Source organism: Campylobacter concisus, assembly GCF_002165775.1.
In the GTDB taxonomy this organism is placed as follows: Bacteria; Campylobacterota; Campylobacteria; order Campylobacterales; family Campylobacteraceae; genus Campylobacter_A; species Campylobacter_A concisus_E.
Genome location: NZ_NDYP01000001.1, coordinates 164,731 through 182,544 on the forward strand (window position 1 = coordinate 164,731; position 17,814 = coordinate 182,544).

Here is a 17,814-nt window from a genome sequence, read left to right on the forward strand (position 1 = left end):
TTGCCGGCTAAAACTACTTGTCCAAAAGCTCTTGTATGATCTTTGCCATCTCATCGATTGATGAAGCTGCGCTTAAATTTATTAAGTATTTGCCACTTACTACAAAAGCTGGCACACCGCTGATACTTGCCACATCATAAGAGGCGAACCATGCGTCTAAAAGCTCTTTTGCTCGGTCGCTATTTAGTGCTTTTTCGTAGTCATCCTTGCTCACGTGAGCTGCTTTAAGGGCTAAATTTATAAATTTCTCTTTGTCTTTGCCATCACTAAAATCATCTTTTTCATCGTGTCTTGCTTTATAGATCGCAAATTTTGCTTGCTTAAATTTTGACTCATCGCTTAGTAGATCAGTGCCATTTGCCTCATCTATCGATATAAGAGCGGTGAAAATTTTACTTGTTGTCTCGCCAAGCTTGCCTTTGGTGCTTAGGTGATATGGAATAAATTTAACCCCATCAAGCTTTGACATTAACTTTTTTGTAATCGTTCGGTCAAATTTATAGCAGTGTGGGCAGTCGTAGCTAAAGACCTTGACGACCGAGTTTTTAGGCACATTAAGCGGCTTTGCTAGAGTTTGATACTCTACGCCCTCAGTCAGTGCTGATAAATTTAGCGCAAAAAACGCACTTAAAATTAGCATTTTTACAAGCTTCATCTTTGCTCCTTATTTTGCTAGATCAGCTAGCACTTTTGCGGCGTGGTCTTTGGCTTTTACGCTTTTATAAATTTTAACTATCTTGCCGTCTTTTCCGATCACAAATGTGCTTCTTACGATGCCAAGATACTCTTTGCCGTAGTTTTTCTTGACCTGCCAAACACCATAAAGCTTTGAAATTTCTTTATCCTCATCGCTTAATAGAATGTGCTTTAAATTTTGCTTTGCGATAAAGCCAACGTGAGATTTCACACTATCTGGGCTAACACCGATGATAACTGTATCGTTTTTGATAAACTGATCGTAGTTTGCGCTAAATTCGCAAGCCTCAGTTGTGCAGCCCGGAGTGTTGTCCTTTGGATAAAAATAAAGCACTACATTTTTACCTACAAAGTCCTTTAGTGCGACCTTTACACCGTCTTGATTTAGTGCTTCAAACTCTGGCGCTTTATCGCCAACTTCAAGTGTTATTTTTCGTTCAATATCTGCTTTACTAAATTCGCTCATTTTATCACCTTTCTCTTATCTTCTACGCTTTCGCCACCTACGCCGATGTTGCTAGCATCGTGAGTTTCTATGAAAATCATCACCGCCTCTTTTTTCTTGCCAAGCACTCTTACAAGCGTCTCAGTTACCTCTTTAAAAACTTGATCTTTTTGCTCTTTTGTCGGCTCTGGGCCTGCTATTTTGATATTAACATAAGGCATTGTTGCTCCTTTTTAAGATGTAAAATATTAGCCAAAATGAGTGAAATTTCAGATTAAAGCCTTTATTTAAGAATTTGGCATTAAAATACAAAAACTTGTTACTAGGAGCGAAAAATGGACTACAACAAACATAACAAAGGCTTTGTTTGCTTTATGTACGGCTTTGGACGAAGCAGGATAGTTTATGCTGTTTTGATGTTTTTAGTCATATTTTTGCTTGGTTTTTTGACATTTGTTTCAAGTGCTCAAGCTGACATTTTAAATTTACAAATAGCCTTTGGTGTCATGCTTTGCGGGCTTTTAATCGTCCTTATAAATCCAAAAATTTTTATCATCAAGCTAATTGGCTATTTAATTTCACTTGCTGGCGTTATAATCGCTCTTCACAATGCAAATTTACTAGGTGAAGGCTTTAGCTTATATTTTTACGCAAGCCTAGTCTTTGGCGCATTTATGATGCTCATGCTTCTTAGCTGGTTTGTTTACAACGCAAGAAGCAGCGAGATAAATGAAATTTAGTTTGCCACTCCCATAAGCACGCTTGTATAGGTGTTTTGTTTAGGCTCTGAGCTTGTTACATCATTTACATTTATGCGGCCAGCCTCAAGCCCAGCTTTTATGAGTGCTTCTTTTACTGCATTTGCACGCTCATTTGCTAGCTCAACCAGCTTTTCCTTATCCGCTTCGATGATTTTTATTGCCTCTTCTCTTAAAGCCTTATCGCTTTTATCTTTAGCGTTTGGAACGAGAGAATTTAGCGCGGTAATATAATCTTTGCCGCTTGAGGAGATTATTTGATTTATCTTTTGATCAAGCTTTTTTTCTTTAAAGTAGAGCGCATCTATTTCGGAGTAAGTAGGCGTGATGCTAAGTTTCATCATAGGCTTTGCACTAGTTAGCTTTATAAAATCAGCTATTTTTGGCGCTTCTGAGCTTATTAGCTCGCTACTTCCAGCAAGAAAATCGATAGAGCTTAGATCCTTGCTGCCAAGTCCTAGAGCATTACCTAAAAATCTAAACGGAGCTAACGTAATGTCTGCAAAGAGTTTTTTAACAGCAGCCCAAATGACACCGCCATATTTAAAGTCAGGATCGTCTAAATTTCCTTCAACTGGCAGGTCGATATTTATTTGATTATTTTGATCGCTTAATATCGATATAGCAAGCGAAAGTGGCAAATTTACAGCATCTTTTGAATCAACCTTTTCTCCAAGTGTGAGTGTGTCAAAATTTATAAGATTTGAGCCGTTTAGTTTTGAATCAACAACGCTATAATTTAGATTTAAATTTAACTTACCTTTTTTTATTTTATAGCCCAAAAATTGCCCGCTGTATGGTGTTATGTCGATTAGATCGATGTCTTTAAAATCAAGCTTAATATCGGTATTTTGCTTTAATTCAAAAGGAAATAGTTTTGCTGTAATCTGAGAAAAGCCATTTTTACCAACTGTGCCTTTGAACTCACCCGAACTTGGACGTTTTTTATCGATGTCAGTTAGCTTGCCATTTAGATTTGAAATTTTCGTAGCAAATGGTATAAATAGTGACGCATCTGAAAAATCAACCTCGCCGTTGTTAAGTGAGAAATTTTTGATACTAAAATTTAGCTCGTCGTCTTTTTTACTAGCCACCTTTTTGCTCTCAGTTTTTTGCTCATTTTGGGCTTTGCTTTTATCTTCTTTTACGATTTTGCTTAGATTAAATTCGCGCTCTTTGCTTAGATGAGCCTTGATAAATGGCGAATTTAAAGCAACTCCAGTAATTTCAAGATTATTTTTAAAAAGTGAAATTTTATCCACTTCTAAACTTTTAAACGCGATTAGCTTTTCTTTATTTTTATCATCTAATCTAATATCTTTTACGCTAAGCTTTGCGTCCGCTTTTATATCTTTTGCATAGTGAAGCTCGGCGTTTGCACTCATCTCTCCACTTGAAAGATCTACCTCTAAAAATGGCTTTGCGTAGGCAAAATATTTTGGCAAATTTGTATCATTTAGTTTGATTTTTGCATTTACGTCAAGTGGCTCGATCTTGATCTTTGAGTCTACATTGAGGTTTAGCTTTTGTGAGCTTTTCATATCCACTTTTGTATCAAATGACCTACTAAAATCGCTACTTAAATTTGCAACTTTTATAAATAGATTATCAAATTTATGAGCGATCTTCTCACCTTCAAAAAGGTGTGTCAAAGCGATATTGGCGTTATTTACATTGATATTTTTTATATCAAATTTAAACTCATTTTCTTTGCTTTTTGAAGCTGGTGTATTCTCTTTTTTAGCTTTAGTGCGATGATTGGCCGTTTTTGCTGGCCCATGCTCACCAAGCCCAAGCTGGTTTATCGCGCTTAAGCCACTGTCATTTAACTCCGAGTTAAATTTTAGTCTATTTATATCGATATTCTCAGCGCTCAAAGCCATATTTAAAATATCAAATTTGATCGTTTTTGTAAGCACATCAGCGATATCTAAAATTTCTTTATTTTTTGCCTTTAAATTTATGCCATTTATACTAAGCTCATTAAGATTTGTAAGGCTTTTATTGGTATCTTGAGTGAAGCTAATATTTGAGATTTTAGTCCCTGCTACATTTACATTTGCATTTTTGCTAAGTGGGGCATTGATACCTTCAAACGCTATTTTTTCAAGCGTTAGAGTGGTTTTGTTATTTGCTAAATTTGCATTTAAATTTGAGGCATTTATATCTTTTAGATTTACTAAATTTTTACTGGTTTCGTCTATTCTTAGGGTATTTGCATTTATGCTATTTAGCGTAGCTGTTGCATTTAGCTCACTTTTTTCATTTAAATTTGCTAAAAGCGAAATATCGTTTAAATTTAGCGATTTTAAGCTTGCTGTTATTGCATTTTTAAATGACACATCGCTTAAATTTATGGCATTTAGCTCTAATTTAGCATCTATCTTGTCTGCTATCTTACTTGATAGATCAAATTTTGGAAGCTCTAGCTCACCAAGGCTTAGTTCGTTTTTGCCCTCATCTATGTTTAGCGATTTTACATTTAAAAGGCTATCCTTTAAATTTATGTTTGTAGCGTTTTCATCGGCAATTAAAGCGTAATTTATTCCTAAATTTATGACCGCATTTTTAAGATTTAGTGTGTCGTTATCTATAAAGCTAATCGCCACTGGATCGATAATAAAGTTCTTTATGCTGATTTTGCCCTCGATTTTTAGTGGATTTAGCTTGATATCGCCATTTAGATCGATCTTGTGAGCTAGAGTCGAGTTTGAGTCAAAAATATGGCTGCCTGCACTATTTTTCTTCGTATTTAGCGAACTTAGCTCATAGTTTATATCATCAAAATTTACGTTAAATGGCTTTGTTAAATTTTGATCGCTGTATGAAAATGATCCTTTGATGATCTTAGCGTTATTTAGGGCAAAATTTATAGAGCTAGTGCTGTTATCTTCGGTAGTTGTGTTATTATCGCTTATAAAATTGCTAAAGTTAAATTTTGAATTTTTATCTCGTAAAATTTTGACATTTGGCTCTTGAAGCCTAAAAATATCAACTTCAACTAATTTTTTAAAGATAGAAAATGGCTTTAGCTTGATGTCGATTTGCTTTGTGCTAAAAAGTGGCGAAGTAGTGTTTAGCTCAGCATTTGTCGCATTTAGCTCGAAGGTAAAAGGATTAAATTTGGCACTTTCCACAAAAAGCATTGCATTGTATTCTTTTAGATACTTTGGAGCGATATTTTTAATGCCATAAGGTACTCCAAAAAATCCAAGAATAGTATAAATAACTAAAAGTGAAACTACGCAGATGGCTGAAATAAGTGCTGTTTTTTTATTTTTATTCATTGTAAAATTTGCCTTGTTGTTATCTAAAATAGGGAGAGATTTTACTTCAAAAAAGGTTAAAAGATAGTTAGAAATTTAAAACTTCTATACTATAAATTTATATTTAGCTTAATAACACTTTTATACGATTCGTATTACTATGCAGAAATATTTTTAGACAAAGGGGATTGTGATGAATAAAATTTTGCTTGTCTTTTTTTTGTTGTTTGGTACTCTTTCTTATGCAAATGAAAATGCCGTTGTGGTCGCTATCGAGGAGCAAACACCTCGTATAAATCCACTCTATGACGAGGATCACGACCCTACGCTTTCTCTAGTTTTTTCTGGTCTTACGAGCCATGATGAAAATAGCCACGTCGTGCCAGAGCTTGCGAAGTCTTGGCAGGTGAGCGACGATGGTTTGGAGTATGTTTTTGAGCTAAGAGATGATGCTTTTTGGCATGATGGGGTGAAATTTAGCGCAAAAGACGTTAAATTTACCATTGAAGCGGCTCAAGATAAGAAGCTGAACGCACCTGCCATCTCAAACTATGAGGTGGTAAAAAGCGTTGAAATTTTAGGGAATTATAAAGTTAGGATCACGCTTAGTGAGCCATTTCCGCCATTTCTTGACGCGCTTAGTTTTGGTGTTTTGCCTGAGCACATTTTAAAGGGCAAAGATATCGCGACTGATAGATTTAATGAGGCTCCAGTAGGAACTGGCGCATACAAGCTAGTAAAATGGAAAAAAGATGAGAGTTTGGAATTTGTGGCAAATGAGAAATTCTATAAAGGCGAGCCAAAGATCAAAAAAGTATTTTTTAAAATAGTTGGCGATGAAAATTTAAGACTTGTAGGCCTAAAAAGCGGTGAGATCGACGTTGCGCTCATCTCTCCAACTGGCGTAAATTTCATAAAAGATGATAAAAAATTAAGCTTGCTTAAGTTTAAAAGTGCGGACTATAGAGCTTTGATGTTTAACCTTGAAGATCCTATCTTTCAAGATAAAAATGTAAGGATCGCCCTAAACTACGCTGTAAATAAAGATGAGATCGTTAAAAACTTATTTCACGGATATGCAAGCGTAGCGAACAACCCGATAGAAAAAAGCTTTGCAAATGACGGCGAGTTTAAATTTAGCTATGACCTTGCAAAGGCTAGGGAGTTACTTGAAAAAAGCGGCTTTAGAAAAAACAAGGCTGGCTTTTTTGAAAAGGACGGCAAGGAGCTTGGCTTTGACATCTACGCCTTTAATAACGACATTTTAAGGGTTAATCTAGCTAAAATTTTAAGCAGCGAGTTTGAGAAATTTGGCGTAAAAGCCAAAGCCTACGCAAAGCCAAAAACAGCCTTTGATCTAAGCAAAGTAGATAGCTTTGTGATCGGCTGGGGAAGCCCATTTGATCCGGACTTTCACACATATAGAATTTTTGGTGGATTTGCCGATGTGAGTGTAAATGAAAATGGCTGGAACTTTAGCCACTACAAGGACGCAAATGTCGATGAGGCCTTAAAAAACGCAAGATATACAAAAGACGCAGAGCTTAGGAAAAAGTACTATAAGGAATTTTTAAAAGCGCTTTATGAAAACCCACCTTACATTTTTATAGCCTATCTTGACTATCCGCTTGCCTTTAATAACAAAATTTCAGGCATAAAGACACAAATTTTAGGTCACCATGGGGCTGGATTTTCGTGGAATATAAGAGAATGGCAAGTAAAATAGTGGATAAAAGCTTTGTCTAGAGCTATTTTAAAAACAGCGATCTCAAGCCTTGGATTGCTGTTTTTTATCTCATTTTTTCTATTTTTACTCATATACTTTTTGCCAGGAAACGTCACTGACGCGATGTTTTCAAGGAGCGAGGCGATAAATTTAGCCATAAAAGAGCAAATTTTAGAAAATTTGGGGCTAAAAGATGGCTTTTTTGTGCAGTATTTTAGGTGGATGGCTCGCTTTGTGACAGGCGACTTTGGTACTAGTTTTGTAAGCGGAGCGAGCGTATCTCTGCTCATTAAAGAGAGGCTTTTAAACTCGCTTATTTTATTTTTTGCTTCGTTTTTTTTGATAGTTTTTTTATCATTTTTCTTGGGGCTTTTAAGCGCCATTTATAAGAATAAATTTGCCGACATCTTTATAAATTTTAGCTCGTTTTTGCTGGCTTCATTACCTCATTTTTACATCGCTCTTGTGCTAATAGCGATCTTTAGTGTCTATCTAAATTTGCTGCCAAGCTCTGGGGCAAACGAGCTAGGATCTAGCGGCGTAGGGGCTAAATTTATCATCTTACCAACTCTTGCCATCATCTTGCCACACCTTGGCGCAAACGTGAAATTTGTAAGAGACACGCTAAATCAAAGTCTAAACGCCGATTTCATCCAGACGGCTCATGCTAGAGGTTTGGGGCGCGGCAAAATCTATCTCTTTGCGATAAAGCACGCAAGCACCGATATAGTCTATTATTTCGCCACACTTGTAGCTGGCGTTTTTGCTGGCTCATACGTCATTGAGAGCATTTTTTCATTTCCTGGCATAGGCAAGCTTAGCCTTGATGCAGTCATCGCCAAAGACTATCCAGTCGCACTTGCGACCATTTTGCTAACGGCTGTTTTTGTAGTTTTTGCAAATTTACTGGCTAAAATTTTTGCCATATTAGCAGATAAGAGAAATTTATGAGAAAAGTCATATTTTTACTAGCCTGTTTTGTCTTTTTGTCGCTTGTCACATTTGCCTTTGTGACGCCATTTTTCTCTAAATTTGAGCCAAATTTCACTGACTTTATGGCGGTAAATTTAGCCCCAAGTAGCGAGTATATCTTTGGCACTGACATCCTAGGCAGGGACAATCTCATAAGAGTGGCCTACGCGCTTAAAAACTCGCTTCTTATCTTGCTGCTAGCTGGCTTTTTAACGACGCTTTTTTCGCTCATCTACGCATATTTTGGCACGAGCAAGAGCAGAGTTTGCGAGAGCCTTTTTGATAAGGGGCTTGATGCCTTTTTAAGCATACCAAACATCGTTTTTATCATGCTTTTTAGCTCATTTAGTAGTGGAGATCTGCTTATAACATCTTTTATCATTGCCATTTGCTCCTTTATGCAGGGCGCAAAAGTCTTTATGCAAAATTTAAGACTTAATAAAAAGTGCGACTACGCAGAGCAGGCCGTTATAAATGGAGCTGGTAAATTTAGCCTTATCTGCTTTGAAATTTTGCCAAATTTAAAGCATCTAATAGTTAGCATCTTTGGCATAAATGCGATAAACGCAGTCGTCATGGAGGCCACGCTTGGTTTTTTTGGCGTGGGTAGCGACGCAAATAAAATAAGCCTTGGCATCATGCTAAATGAGAGTAAAGAGGCGCTTTTCCTTGGCTCTTGGTGGATGGTGTTTTTCCCTGGCGTGACGCTCTTTTTGCTCATCCTAGCAACATCGATCATCACGTCAAATTCAAAAAATGGCAATATAAAAATATGATAGAGATTAAGAATTTAAACGTTTTTTATAAGGATAAGAAGCTTTTGCGTGAGCTTGATTTTGGCATGAGTGAGGGTAAATTTATAGGTATCACGGGTGCAAGTGGCAGTGGTAAATCGCTCTTTGCAAAAAGCCTAATAAGGCTTTTTGATGATGATTTTAGAGTGAGAGCGGAGAAATTTAATATTTATAAAAAAGATATCTTAAAACTTAGTCAAAATAAGCTAAAAGAGCACCGAAGAAAGGTCGCTGCGCTCGTTTTTCAAAACTCAGTTGCTAGCCTTCATCCGCTCTTAAACGTGGGTGATCACTTTAATGCCTATCTTGGCGGCGATAATAAATCAAATAAAGAGCTTGCATTTGCTTATTTTAGGGAGTTTGGGCTAAATAACGCAAATCTCATCTGGCACAAATACTCATACGAGCTAAGTGGTGGCGAGGCGAGCCGTGTGCAGATCGCTCTTGCGCTTTGTTTAAAGCCAAAAATTTTAATCTGCGACGAGATAACGAGCGGGCTTGATAGCATTAGCGGTAGTCACGTGGCGGGCATCTTAGAGGGCCTAAAGGGCAAGATGAGCGTCATCTTTATCTCGCATGATGAGGCGCTGACAAAATATCTTAGTGATGAAATTTGGCAGATGAGAGATGGGCGGCTAATTTTAAAGGAAAACGCGTGAAAATAAGGCTTGAAAACGTATCAAAAAGTTTAAGCTTTAAGGAGCATTTTAATGCTAGAGCTGAAGTGTTGCACCTTTTGGAGGGGATAAATTACGAGCTCGATGATGGCGAAAATTTAGCCATTTTGGGGCAAAGTGGCAGTGGCAAAAGCACGCTTGCAAAGCTCATATCGTTTAGTGAGCCAAAAAGTGGGGGCAAAATTTATATAAACGATAAGGAGATCACGGATAAAAATGAGCTCAAAAAGGACATCAGGTATATCTTGCAAAATCAAAAACAAGCCCTAAATCCAGCGCTAAAAGTAAAAACCGCGATCGCTCACGTGAGGTCATACCTTAAGCTTAGCTTTAGCGAAAATGAGCTCAAAGAATTTCTCGCAAATTTAAATTTAAAAGATGAAATTTTAGATAAATTTCCTTCTCAGCTAAGTGGCGGTGAGGCGACAAGGGTCGGGATACTACTAGCGCTTCTTTCAAAGCCAAAAATCCTAATCTGCGACGAGATAACAAGCGGACTTGACAACGAGACAAAGCAAAAGATCATAAATTTACTTTTAAGCTTAGATGAAAAGATCAGCATTATTTTTATCACGCACGATATTTTAAGTGCGATGAAGATAGCACAAAAAGTACTAATAATCGAGGCTGGCAAGCAAGTAGCGTGGGGTAAATTTGAGGATCTTGCAAGCCAAAATGTCCTTAAAAAATACATCAATGCTGCAAAAATTTATAAAAATAATCTTTGATATAATGCGAGCAAAAAAGGTTAAATTTTGCTAGTTCACATCTGCTGCTCGGTCGATAGCCACTACTTTTTACAGCGCCTACGAAAAGACTTCCCAAATGAACGAATAGTCGGCTATTTTTATGATCCAAACATACATCCGTATAGCGAATTTTTACTGCGTTTTGAGGACGTGAAGCGAAGCTGCGAGAAGCTAGGTATCAAGCTAATATGCGGCGAATACGACTACGAAGCGTGGCTTGGAGGCACAAAGGGGCTTGAAGATGAGCCAGAAAAGGGCAAAAGGTGTGAGTACTGCTTTGATTTTCGTATGAAGGACTCCGCTAAAAAAGCACTTGAGCTTGGTCTAAATAAGATTACGACGACACTCTTGATGAGCCCAAAAAAGGACTTTTCTCAGCTTAAAAAGGCGCTCGATGAGGCGGTGGCTGGCTCAAATTTAGAGGCTGTTGCGGTTGATTATAGAAAAAATGGCGGCACAAGCGAGCAGTTTATCCTCGCTAAAAAAGACAAACTCTATCACCAAAACTACTGCGGCTGCGTCTTTGCGCTAAAAAAACAGCGCGACTCGCAAAATTTGCCCCAAAGTGAGCTAATGAGCGAGCTGCACGCAAGGGCGCTTTATGGTAGTATTGAAGCTAGGCTTGAGCTTTATAAAAAGGTGCGCCTTTGCGAGGCGAGAGGTGAGAAATTTCATCTTTTTAGAAGGCGATTTTTAAACTACAGGCTTTTGCGTGCTAGTGTGAAATTTCAAAACGCTGTGATACCAAGCTACTTTGTGCTCTATTCTGGCTTTAAAAGAGAAAATTTAAAGCTAAATGTAGAAAAATTCTGCGAAATGGACGATGAGCTAAAAGAGGGCGTGGTTTTTATGAGCTTAAATCTCTTTAATAAATTTACAAATAGCAAATTTAAAAGCGTTGATGAACTTTGCAAAAGGCCGCTTGAGCTTGATGATGAGCTAAAATTTCGCCGTGATATAAGTGGGGAATTTTCGCAAAATCCTATCATCATCTTAGACGAGGTCAAAAAAGGTAGCTACGAAATTTACTCAAAGGCTGTTTTTTATAACGATAGCGAAGAAATTTTGGTTTTAGACTAAAAGGTGAGTTTATAAGATTTGTCTTAAAGTAGTGAATTAAATTTTTGCCACATAAGGCTAAATTTAGAGATTTTTAAAAGAGGCTAATAATTTTTTTCTTAGTATAAATTTGTTACAATCGCCAGAAATTTACATTACTAAGGCTAAAACGTGATAGATGTCGTAGAAATTCAAAAAATTCTCCCACATAGATTTCCATTTTTACTTATAGATAGAGTTGTCGAGCTAGAGCCAGCTAAGAATATCGTAGCTTACAAAAATGTAACCATTGGCGAGCCGATATTTCAGGGGCATTTCCCAGGTCACCCAATATATCCTGGTGTCATGATAATCGAAGGCATGGCGCAAGCTGGTGGCGTGCTAGCTTTTAAGAGCATGAGCGACGAGCACCAAGCTGGTATCGAGAATAAAGTGGTCTATTTTATGAGTATAGACGGAGCAAAATTTCGCCATCCTGTCCGCCCTGGAGATAGACTAGAGTATAGACTAAACGTGCTAAAGCACAAAGGAAATATCTGGGTGCTTGAAGGCAAGGCATACGTAGATGACGCACTTTGCGCTGAGGCTGAACTAAAAGCGATGATAGTAGATAAATAGGCTTTAAGAAAAAGAGAGACAATGAAAAATATCCACCAAACAGCCGTTATAGAAGATGGAGCGATAATCGGAGATGGCGCAAACATCGAGGCCTATGCATTTGTTAGCAAAGATGCAGTCCTTGGCAACAACGTCACGATAAAGCAGGGTGCAAGGGTGCTTGGTAAGACCAAGATCGGCGATAACTCTCGTGTATTTAGCTATGCGATCGTAGGCGACATCCCGCAAGATATCAGCTATAAAGATGAGACTGATACTGGCGTCATTATAGGAGAGCACGCAACTATACGTGAGTTTTGCACAATAAACTCAGGCACGCACAAAGGCGATGGTATAACAAGGATCGGTGATAATGCCTTTATCATGGCCTACTCTCACATCGCACACGACTGCATAATAGGCAACAACGTCATTTTGGCAAATAACGCAACTCTAGCAGGCCACGTCGAGCTTGGTGATTATGCTGTTGTGGGCGGTCTTACGCCTATTCATCAGTTTGTTAGAGTAGGGGAAAGCTGCATGATCGCAGGTGCAAGCGCGCTTAGCCAAGATGTAGTGCCATTTTGCCTAGCTGAGGGCAACAGGGCTTATATAAGAAGCTTAAATTTGGTTGGCATTAGACGCAGATTTGATAAAGAGCAAGTTGAGGAGCTAGTTCGCGCTTATAAATTTTTGTTTAATCAAGGCATTAGCCTAAAAGATCAAGCAAACGAGCTAATAGCAAAAACCAGCGATGAAAACGTAAAAAAAATGTGTAAATTTATATTAGAAACGACAAGAGGAATTCCGCTTGCAAAAGGAAGAGATTAATGGCTAGAAAGTGTAATTTTTGTGGAGAGGCAGAGTCTGCCGAGAGAAGATTACTCGCTGATATCGAAGGAAATGCCTATATATGCGAGTATTGTATCGCTGCTGCATACGATATGATACATGGAGATACTAGCGTAGAAGAGAGTAAAAACGGCGAAACGATAGAGTATCAAAAGCTCACACCAAAGGAGTTAAAAGCGGTACTTGATAACTACGTGATCGGTCAAGACAGGGCTAAAAAGGTCTTTAGTGTCGGCGTATATAACCACTATAAGAGAATTTTTAAACAAAGTGACATCAAAGACGATACTGAAATTTCAAAATCAAACATCTTGCTTGTTGGCCCAACTGGAAGCGGCAAGACGTTGATGGCTCAAACTTTAGCGAGATTTTTAGATGTGCCTATCGCAATTTGTGATGCCACAAGCCTAACTGAGGCTGGATATGTCGGTGAGGACGTTGAAAATATCCTTACTAGGCTTTTACAAGCTGCAAATGGTGATGTTAAAAAGGCGGAGCAGGGCATTGTCTTTGTAGATGAGATCGATAAGATCGCTAGAATGAGTGAAAATAGAAGCATTACAAGAGACGTTTCAGGCGAAGGCGTACAGCAAGCATTACTAAAGATCATCGAAGGAAGTGTCGTGAACATTCCACCAAAAGGTGGCAGAAAACATCCAAACCAAGACTTCATCCAGATAGATACGACAAATATCTTATTTGTTTGTGGCGGTGCATTTGACGGACTTCTTGATATCATCGAGAGAAGAGTTGGTAAAAACGTACTTGGATTTAACCAAGAAAAACGTGGCAAAAATGAAAAAGAAAATTTACTAAGCCTACTTGAGCCAGACGATCTTGTAAGATATGGCCTCATTCCAGAGCTTATTGGCAGACTTCACGTAGTAGCTACTTTGAACGAGATAACAAAAGAAGATATGGTAAAAATTTTAACCGAGCCAAAAAATGCGATATTAAAACAATACCAAAAGCTTTGTGCGATTGACGGTGCTACGCTTAAATTTGATGATGAGGCACTTGAAGAGATAGCAAGTCTAGCTATCGAGCGAAAGACTGGAGCCAGAGGGCTTAGAAGTATAATGGAAGAGCTTATGACGGACATAATGTATGAGCTACCAGAGTTAAAAGAATATGATATTGTTATCTCAAAAGAGACTGTAAAAGATAAGGCAAAGCCAATTTTAATAAAGCACGATAAGAAAATAGCGTAAAGGAAATAGATGTTTTTAGATCAGGTTATAGGTTTTTTCTCAAGTGATATGGGTATAGATCTAGGTACTGCAAATACACTTGTTTTGGTAAAAGATAAAGGCATAATAATAAATGAGCCTTCTGTTGTTGCAGTAAGGCGTGAGAAATATGGCAAACAAAAAATTTTAGCGGTCGGACATGCTGCAAAAGAGATGGTAGGAAAAACTCCAGGCGATATCGAGGCGATAAGGCCGATGAGAGATGGTGTAATTGCGGATTTTGATATGACTGAGCGCATGATACGCTATTTTATAGAAAAGACTCATAAAAGAAAAAGCTTTTTACGCCCAAGGATCATAATCTCAGTTCCTTATGGACTTACTCAGGTCGAAAGAAAGGCCGTTAGAGAGAGTGCCTTAAGTGCTGGAGCAAGAGAGGTATTTTTGATCGAAGAGCCTATGGCAGCAGCGATTGGCGCAAATTTACCAGTTCGTGAGCCACAAGGTAACCTAGTAGTCGATATCGGTGGTGGTACGACTGAGATTGGTGTTGTCTCGCTTGGTGGTCTAGTCATCTCAAAATCAATCCGCACAGCTGGCGATAAGATTGATATTAGCATTGTTAATTACATAAAAGAGAAATATAACCTACTAATAGGTGAGCGAACTGGCGAGGAGATAAAGATCGCCGTAGGTTCTGCTGTGCAGCTTGAAAAAGAGCTAAGCGTAGTGGTAAAAGGTCGCGACCAAGTAAGTGGTCTTTTAAGTAGAGTCGAGCTAACAAGCGAAGATGTAAGAGAGGCGATGAGAGAACCACTAAAAGAGATCGCAGATGCGCTTAAAACCGTGCTTGAGATGATGCCACCTGATCTTGCGGGCGATATTGTGGAGACTGGTATCGTATTAACTGGCGGTGGAGCTCTCATTAGAGGACTTGATAAATTTTTATCTGATATCGTTAAACTTCCAGTTTTTGTAGCAGATGAGCCACTTCTCGCGGTTGCTAGAGGAACGGGCAAGGCACTTGAAGAGATCGGGCTTTTACAACAGCTGACAAATGAAGAGTAAGATTGTTCTTTTTGTTTTTATAGCATTGCTTGCTACGGCCTCAGTTTTCAAGGGAGAAATTTTAAGTAATCTTTCTATTGGGTTTAGTAACTATGCTACAAATTCATACGACAATTTTGCTAAAAGCGTGAAAGACTATATAAACGAATATTTTAGGCAGGCTAGCGAGATAGAAAAGCTAAGAGCGCAAAATGAAGAGCTAGAGCGCTCAGCCACGCTTCTTTCTACTTTTGCGAACGAGCTAAATCAAATTTTAAAAGATAAAAACTCGACTGCCTACGCCCCAGCTGTAAAGCTAGTAAAAGGGCTTAGCTACGTGCATATTGGGGATTATAATAAAATTTGGATAAGTGAGTTTGAAGGATACGATCCAAATAAAATTTACGGGCTCATCTATCAAGGAAATAGCGCTGGCATCGTCATCGCAAAAGACGGCAAGCCACTAGCTTACTTGCAAAATGACCCAAAAAGTATATTTGCAGTTTACATAGGAAATGACAAAATTCCAGGCGTCGCACATGGAAATCAAGGTCAAATAATGGTGAAATTTATCCCACAATGGCTCAGCCCAAAAGAGGGTGACGAGGTCTTTACGAGCGGGCTTGATGGGATATTTTTTAGTGGGGTGCCAGTAGGGCGCGTGAGTAAAATTTTAAAAGAGAGCTCCTATCAAAGCGTGATAGTTGAGCCCTATGCAAAGCTAAACATACCAAACTATCTATACGTTGTAACAAAGGAAAAATGATGCCAAAAAGAACAGATATAAATACTATTTTGCTAATCGGCTCAGGCCCTATCGTCATCGGTCAAGCCTGCGAATTTGACTACTCAGGCACGCAAGCGGCCAAGACACTAAAAGAACTTGGATACCGCGTAGTGCTTATAAACTCAAACCCAGCCACTATCATGACTGACCCAAATTTTGCCGATGCAACGTATATTGAGCCGATCACAAAAGATAGCATTTTAAAGATCATCGAAAAAGAAAATATTGATGCCATCTTGCCAACGATGGGCGGTCAAGTCGCACTAAATGCCGCTATGGAGGTATTTGAGAGTGGTCTTTTAAAGGATGTGAAATTTCTTGGTGCAAACCCAGAAGCGATAAAAAAGGGCGAAGATAGACAAATTTTTAAAGCAACCATGCAAAAGATCGGCATGGACCTGCCTGAGAGTAGATATGCTTATAACATGGACGATGCACTAAATGCAGCAAATGAGATAGGCTTCCCGCTAATAATAAGAGCTAGCTATACACTTGGTGGCGCAGGAAGCGGCGTGGCTTACAATATGGATGAGTTTAAAGAGCTAGCCAACACCGGCCTTGACGCAAGCCCGATACATGAAATTTTGATAGAAGAGAGCTTGCTTGGCTGGAAAGAGTACGAGATGGAGGTCATTAGAGATAGAAATGACAACTGCATCATCGTCTGCTCGATCGAAAATTTTGACCCAATGGGCGTGCATACAGGCGATAGCATTACAGTCGCTCCAGCACTAACACTCACAGATAAAGAGTATCAGGCTATGCGTGACGCTAGCTTTGCCATACTTCGCGAGATCGGCGTTGATACTGGCGGCAGCAACGTGCAGTTTGCCATAGACCCAAAAAGTGGCCGCATGATCGTTATCGAGATGAATCCACGTGTGAGCCGAAGCTCTGCACTTGCCAGTAAAGCCACTGGATATCCGATCGCCAAGGTAGCGACACTGCTAGCAGTTGGTTTTAGCTTAGATGAGATCAAAAACGACATCACAGGCACACCTGCTAGCTTTGAGCCGGTTATTGACTACATAGTGACAAAAATTCCACGTTTTACATTTGAGAAATTTCCAGGATCAAACCCATATCTAGGCACTGCGATGAAGTCAGTTGGCGAGGTTATGGCCATTGGCAGGACATTTAAAGAGAGTATCCAAAAGGCGCTTTGTAGCCTAGAGCGTGATCTTTGCGGATTTAACAGCCTTAGTTTAGAGAAAAACGCTTTGATTTATGGCATCAGAAATGCAAATGAGCAGAGAATTTTATACCTAGCACAAGCCTTTAGAGATGGTTTTAGCGTGGCTGAGGTGCATGAGTTTAGCAAGATTGATCCATGGTTTTTAGAGCAAATTTATGAGATAGTTAAATTTGAAGATAAGATCGACATGGATATCTTAAACAACGAAGAGCTACTGCGAGAGGCCAAAAGCATGGGCTTTTCAGACAAAATGATAGCTGTGCTTATAAATGAAAAAGACGATCTTGAGCTTAGTCAAAATGATATCTATTTTGCTAGGCAGAAGCTTGGCATCGAGCTTGAATACAACGAGGTAGATACTTGCGCAGGCGAATTTAAAGCGCTAACGCCGTATCTCTACTCATCTACAAATATCACCAAATTTCCTAAAAAAGAGCTTGCAAAAGATGCTAAAAAGGTGATGATAATAGGCGGCGGTCCAAACAGGATCGGCCAGGGTATAGAGTTTGACTACTGCTGCGTGCATGCAAGCTACGCGCTAAGAGACCTTGGCGTAAAAACGATAATGTACAACTGCAACCCAGAAACCGTCTCAACCGACTATGATACGAGCGATATTTTGTACTTTGAGCCGATAGATTTTGAGCATGTTAGATCAGTCATCGAGCGTGAAAAGCCAGACGGCGTGATCGTGCATTTTGGTGGCCAAACACCGCTTAAATTTGCAAAGCGCCTAAGCGTGATCGGCGCTAAGATCATCGGAACAACTGCAAGAGTGATCGACGTGGCCGAAGATAGAAAGAAATTTAGCGAATTTATAAATAAAATTGGCGTTCTTCAACCTAAAAATGATACCGCCACTAGCTTAGAAGAAGCCTTGCAAAAGGCCGCCACTATCGGCTATCCAGTGCTTGTTCGCCCAAGCTACGTTTTAGGCGGCAGGGCGATGAGAAGGGTGCATAACGAGAGCGAGCTAAAAGAGTATATGAGCGAGGCGGTAAAGG

At 39.0% G+C, this 17,814-nt stretch carries 17 protein-coding genes; 13 read left to right on the top strand and 4 right to left on the bottom strand.

Annotated features, from left to right (window positions below):
* Positions 1–13 precede the first annotated feature (13 nt).
* From B9N66_RS00895 to B9N66_RS00905, 3 genes are read right to left on the bottom strand one after another with little or no spacing between them, the layout of a single operon-like run.
* Positions 14–655, bottom strand: coding sequence for a thiol:disulfide interchange protein DsbA/DsbL (locus tag B9N66_RS00895; RefSeq protein ID WP_087579499.1), 642 nt, complete (start codon positions 653–655; stop codon positions 14–16).
* Between the two features lie 9 nt (positions 656–664).
* On the bottom strand, positions 665–1,162 hold the full coding sequence (gene bcp, locus B9N66_RS00900) for a thioredoxin-dependent thiol peroxidase (protein WP_087579500.1): 498 nt from the start codon (positions 1,160–1,162) through the stop codon (positions 665–667).
* Complete coding sequence (locus tag B9N66_RS00905) at positions 1,159–1,362, bottom strand: tautomerase family protein (RefSeq protein ID WP_085657868.1); 204 nt, start codon at positions 1,360–1,362, stop codon at positions 1,159–1,161. The genes bcp and B9N66_RS00905 overlap by 4 nt, the downstream gene beginning before the upstream one ends.
* Before the next feature lie 114 nt (positions 1,363–1,476).
* Here B9N66_RS00905 and B9N66_RS00910 point away from each other — a divergent pair, with 114 nt between their 5' ends.
* A complete protein-coding gene (locus B9N66_RS00910) occupies positions 1,477–1,881 on the top strand; it encodes a hypothetical protein (protein WP_087579501.1) in 405 nt (134 codons plus the stop codon).
* On the opposite strand, the gene B9N66_RS00915 is transcribed toward B9N66_RS00910, so the two are convergent.
* The gene (locus B9N66_RS00915) at positions 1,878–5,186 is read right to left on the bottom strand and encodes a DUF748 domain-containing protein (protein ID WP_087579502.1); all 3,309 of its coding nucleotides are present in this window, start codon (positions 5,184–5,186) and stop codon (positions 1,878–1,880) included. The two genes, B9N66_RS00910 and B9N66_RS00915, sit on opposite strands and share 4 nt — an antisense overlap.
* Positions 5,187–5,358: 172 nt before the next feature.
* Here B9N66_RS00915 and B9N66_RS00920 point away from each other — a divergent pair, with 172 nt between their 5' ends.
* The 12 genes from B9N66_RS00920 to carB all read left to right on the top strand — a co-directional run.
* A complete protein-coding gene (locus B9N66_RS00920; protein ID WP_087579503.1) occupies positions 5,359–6,891 on the top strand; it encodes an ABC transporter substrate-binding protein in 1,533 nt (510 codons plus the stop codon).
* 12 nt (positions 6,892–6,903) lie between these two features.
* Positions 6,904–7,842: an ABC transporter permease gene (locus B9N66_RS00925; RefSeq protein ID WP_087579504.1), complete on the top strand. Its 939-nt coding sequence runs from the start codon at positions 6,904–6,906 to the stop codon at positions 7,840–7,842.
* Complete coding sequence (locus tag B9N66_RS00930; RefSeq protein ID WP_087579505.1) at positions 7,839–8,639, top strand: ABC transporter permease; 801 nt, start codon at positions 7,839–7,841, stop codon at positions 8,637–8,639. Before B9N66_RS00925 ends, B9N66_RS00930 begins: the two co-directional genes overlap by 4 nt.
* A complete protein-coding gene (locus tag B9N66_RS00935; protein WP_087579506.1) occupies positions 8,636–9,316 on the top strand; it encodes an ATP-binding cassette domain-containing protein in 681 nt (226 codons plus the stop codon). The genes B9N66_RS00930 and B9N66_RS00935 overlap by 4 nt, the downstream gene beginning before the upstream one ends.
* Entirely contained in the window at positions 9,313–10,062 is a 750-nt protein-coding gene (locus B9N66_RS00940) for an ATP-binding cassette domain-containing protein (protein ID WP_087579507.1), read from the top strand. Before B9N66_RS00935 ends, B9N66_RS00940 begins: the two co-directional genes overlap by 4 nt.
* Positions 10,063–10,089: 27 nt before the next feature.
* On the top strand, positions 10,090–11,163 hold the full coding sequence (locus B9N66_RS00945) for an epoxyqueuosine reductase QueH (RefSeq protein WP_087579508.1): 1,074 nt from the start codon (positions 10,090–10,092) through the stop codon (positions 11,161–11,163).
* Positions 11,164–11,313: 150 nt separating this feature from the next.
* On the top strand, positions 11,314–11,760 hold the full coding sequence (fabZ, locus tag B9N66_RS00950) for a 3-hydroxyacyl-ACP dehydratase FabZ (protein WP_021091063.1): 447 nt from the start codon (positions 11,314–11,316) through the stop codon (positions 11,758–11,760).
* A 21-nt stretch (positions 11,761–11,781) separates the two neighbouring features.
* Positions 11,782–12,570, top strand: a complete 789-nt coding sequence (gene lpxA / locus B9N66_RS00955) for an acyl-ACP--UDP-N-acetylglucosamine O-acyltransferase (RefSeq protein WP_087579509.1) — start codon at positions 11,782–11,784, stop codon at positions 12,568–12,570.
* A complete protein-coding gene (gene clpX / locus B9N66_RS00960; RefSeq protein WP_087579510.1) occupies positions 12,570–13,802 on the top strand; it encodes an ATP-dependent Clp protease ATP-binding subunit ClpX in 1,233 nt (410 codons plus the stop codon). Before lpxA ends, clpX begins: the two co-directional genes overlap by 1 nt.
* Positions 13,803–13,811: 9 nt before the next feature.
* Positions 13,812–14,849: a rod shape-determining protein gene (locus tag B9N66_RS00965; protein WP_021090637.1), complete on the top strand. Its 1,038-nt coding sequence runs from the start codon at positions 13,812–13,814 to the stop codon at positions 14,847–14,849.
* Positions 14,839–15,594: a rod shape-determining protein MreC gene (gene mreC / locus B9N66_RS00970; RefSeq protein WP_084109149.1), complete on the top strand. Its 756-nt coding sequence runs from the start codon at positions 14,839–14,841 to the stop codon at positions 15,592–15,594. The genes B9N66_RS00965 and mreC overlap by 11 nt, the downstream gene beginning before the upstream one ends.
* Positions 15,594–17,814: carbamoyl-phosphate synthase large subunit (gene carB / locus B9N66_RS00975; protein WP_087579511.1), on the top strand; the 2,221-nt coding region annotated here is incomplete at its 3' end. The genes mreC and carB, both read left to right, overlap by 1 nt.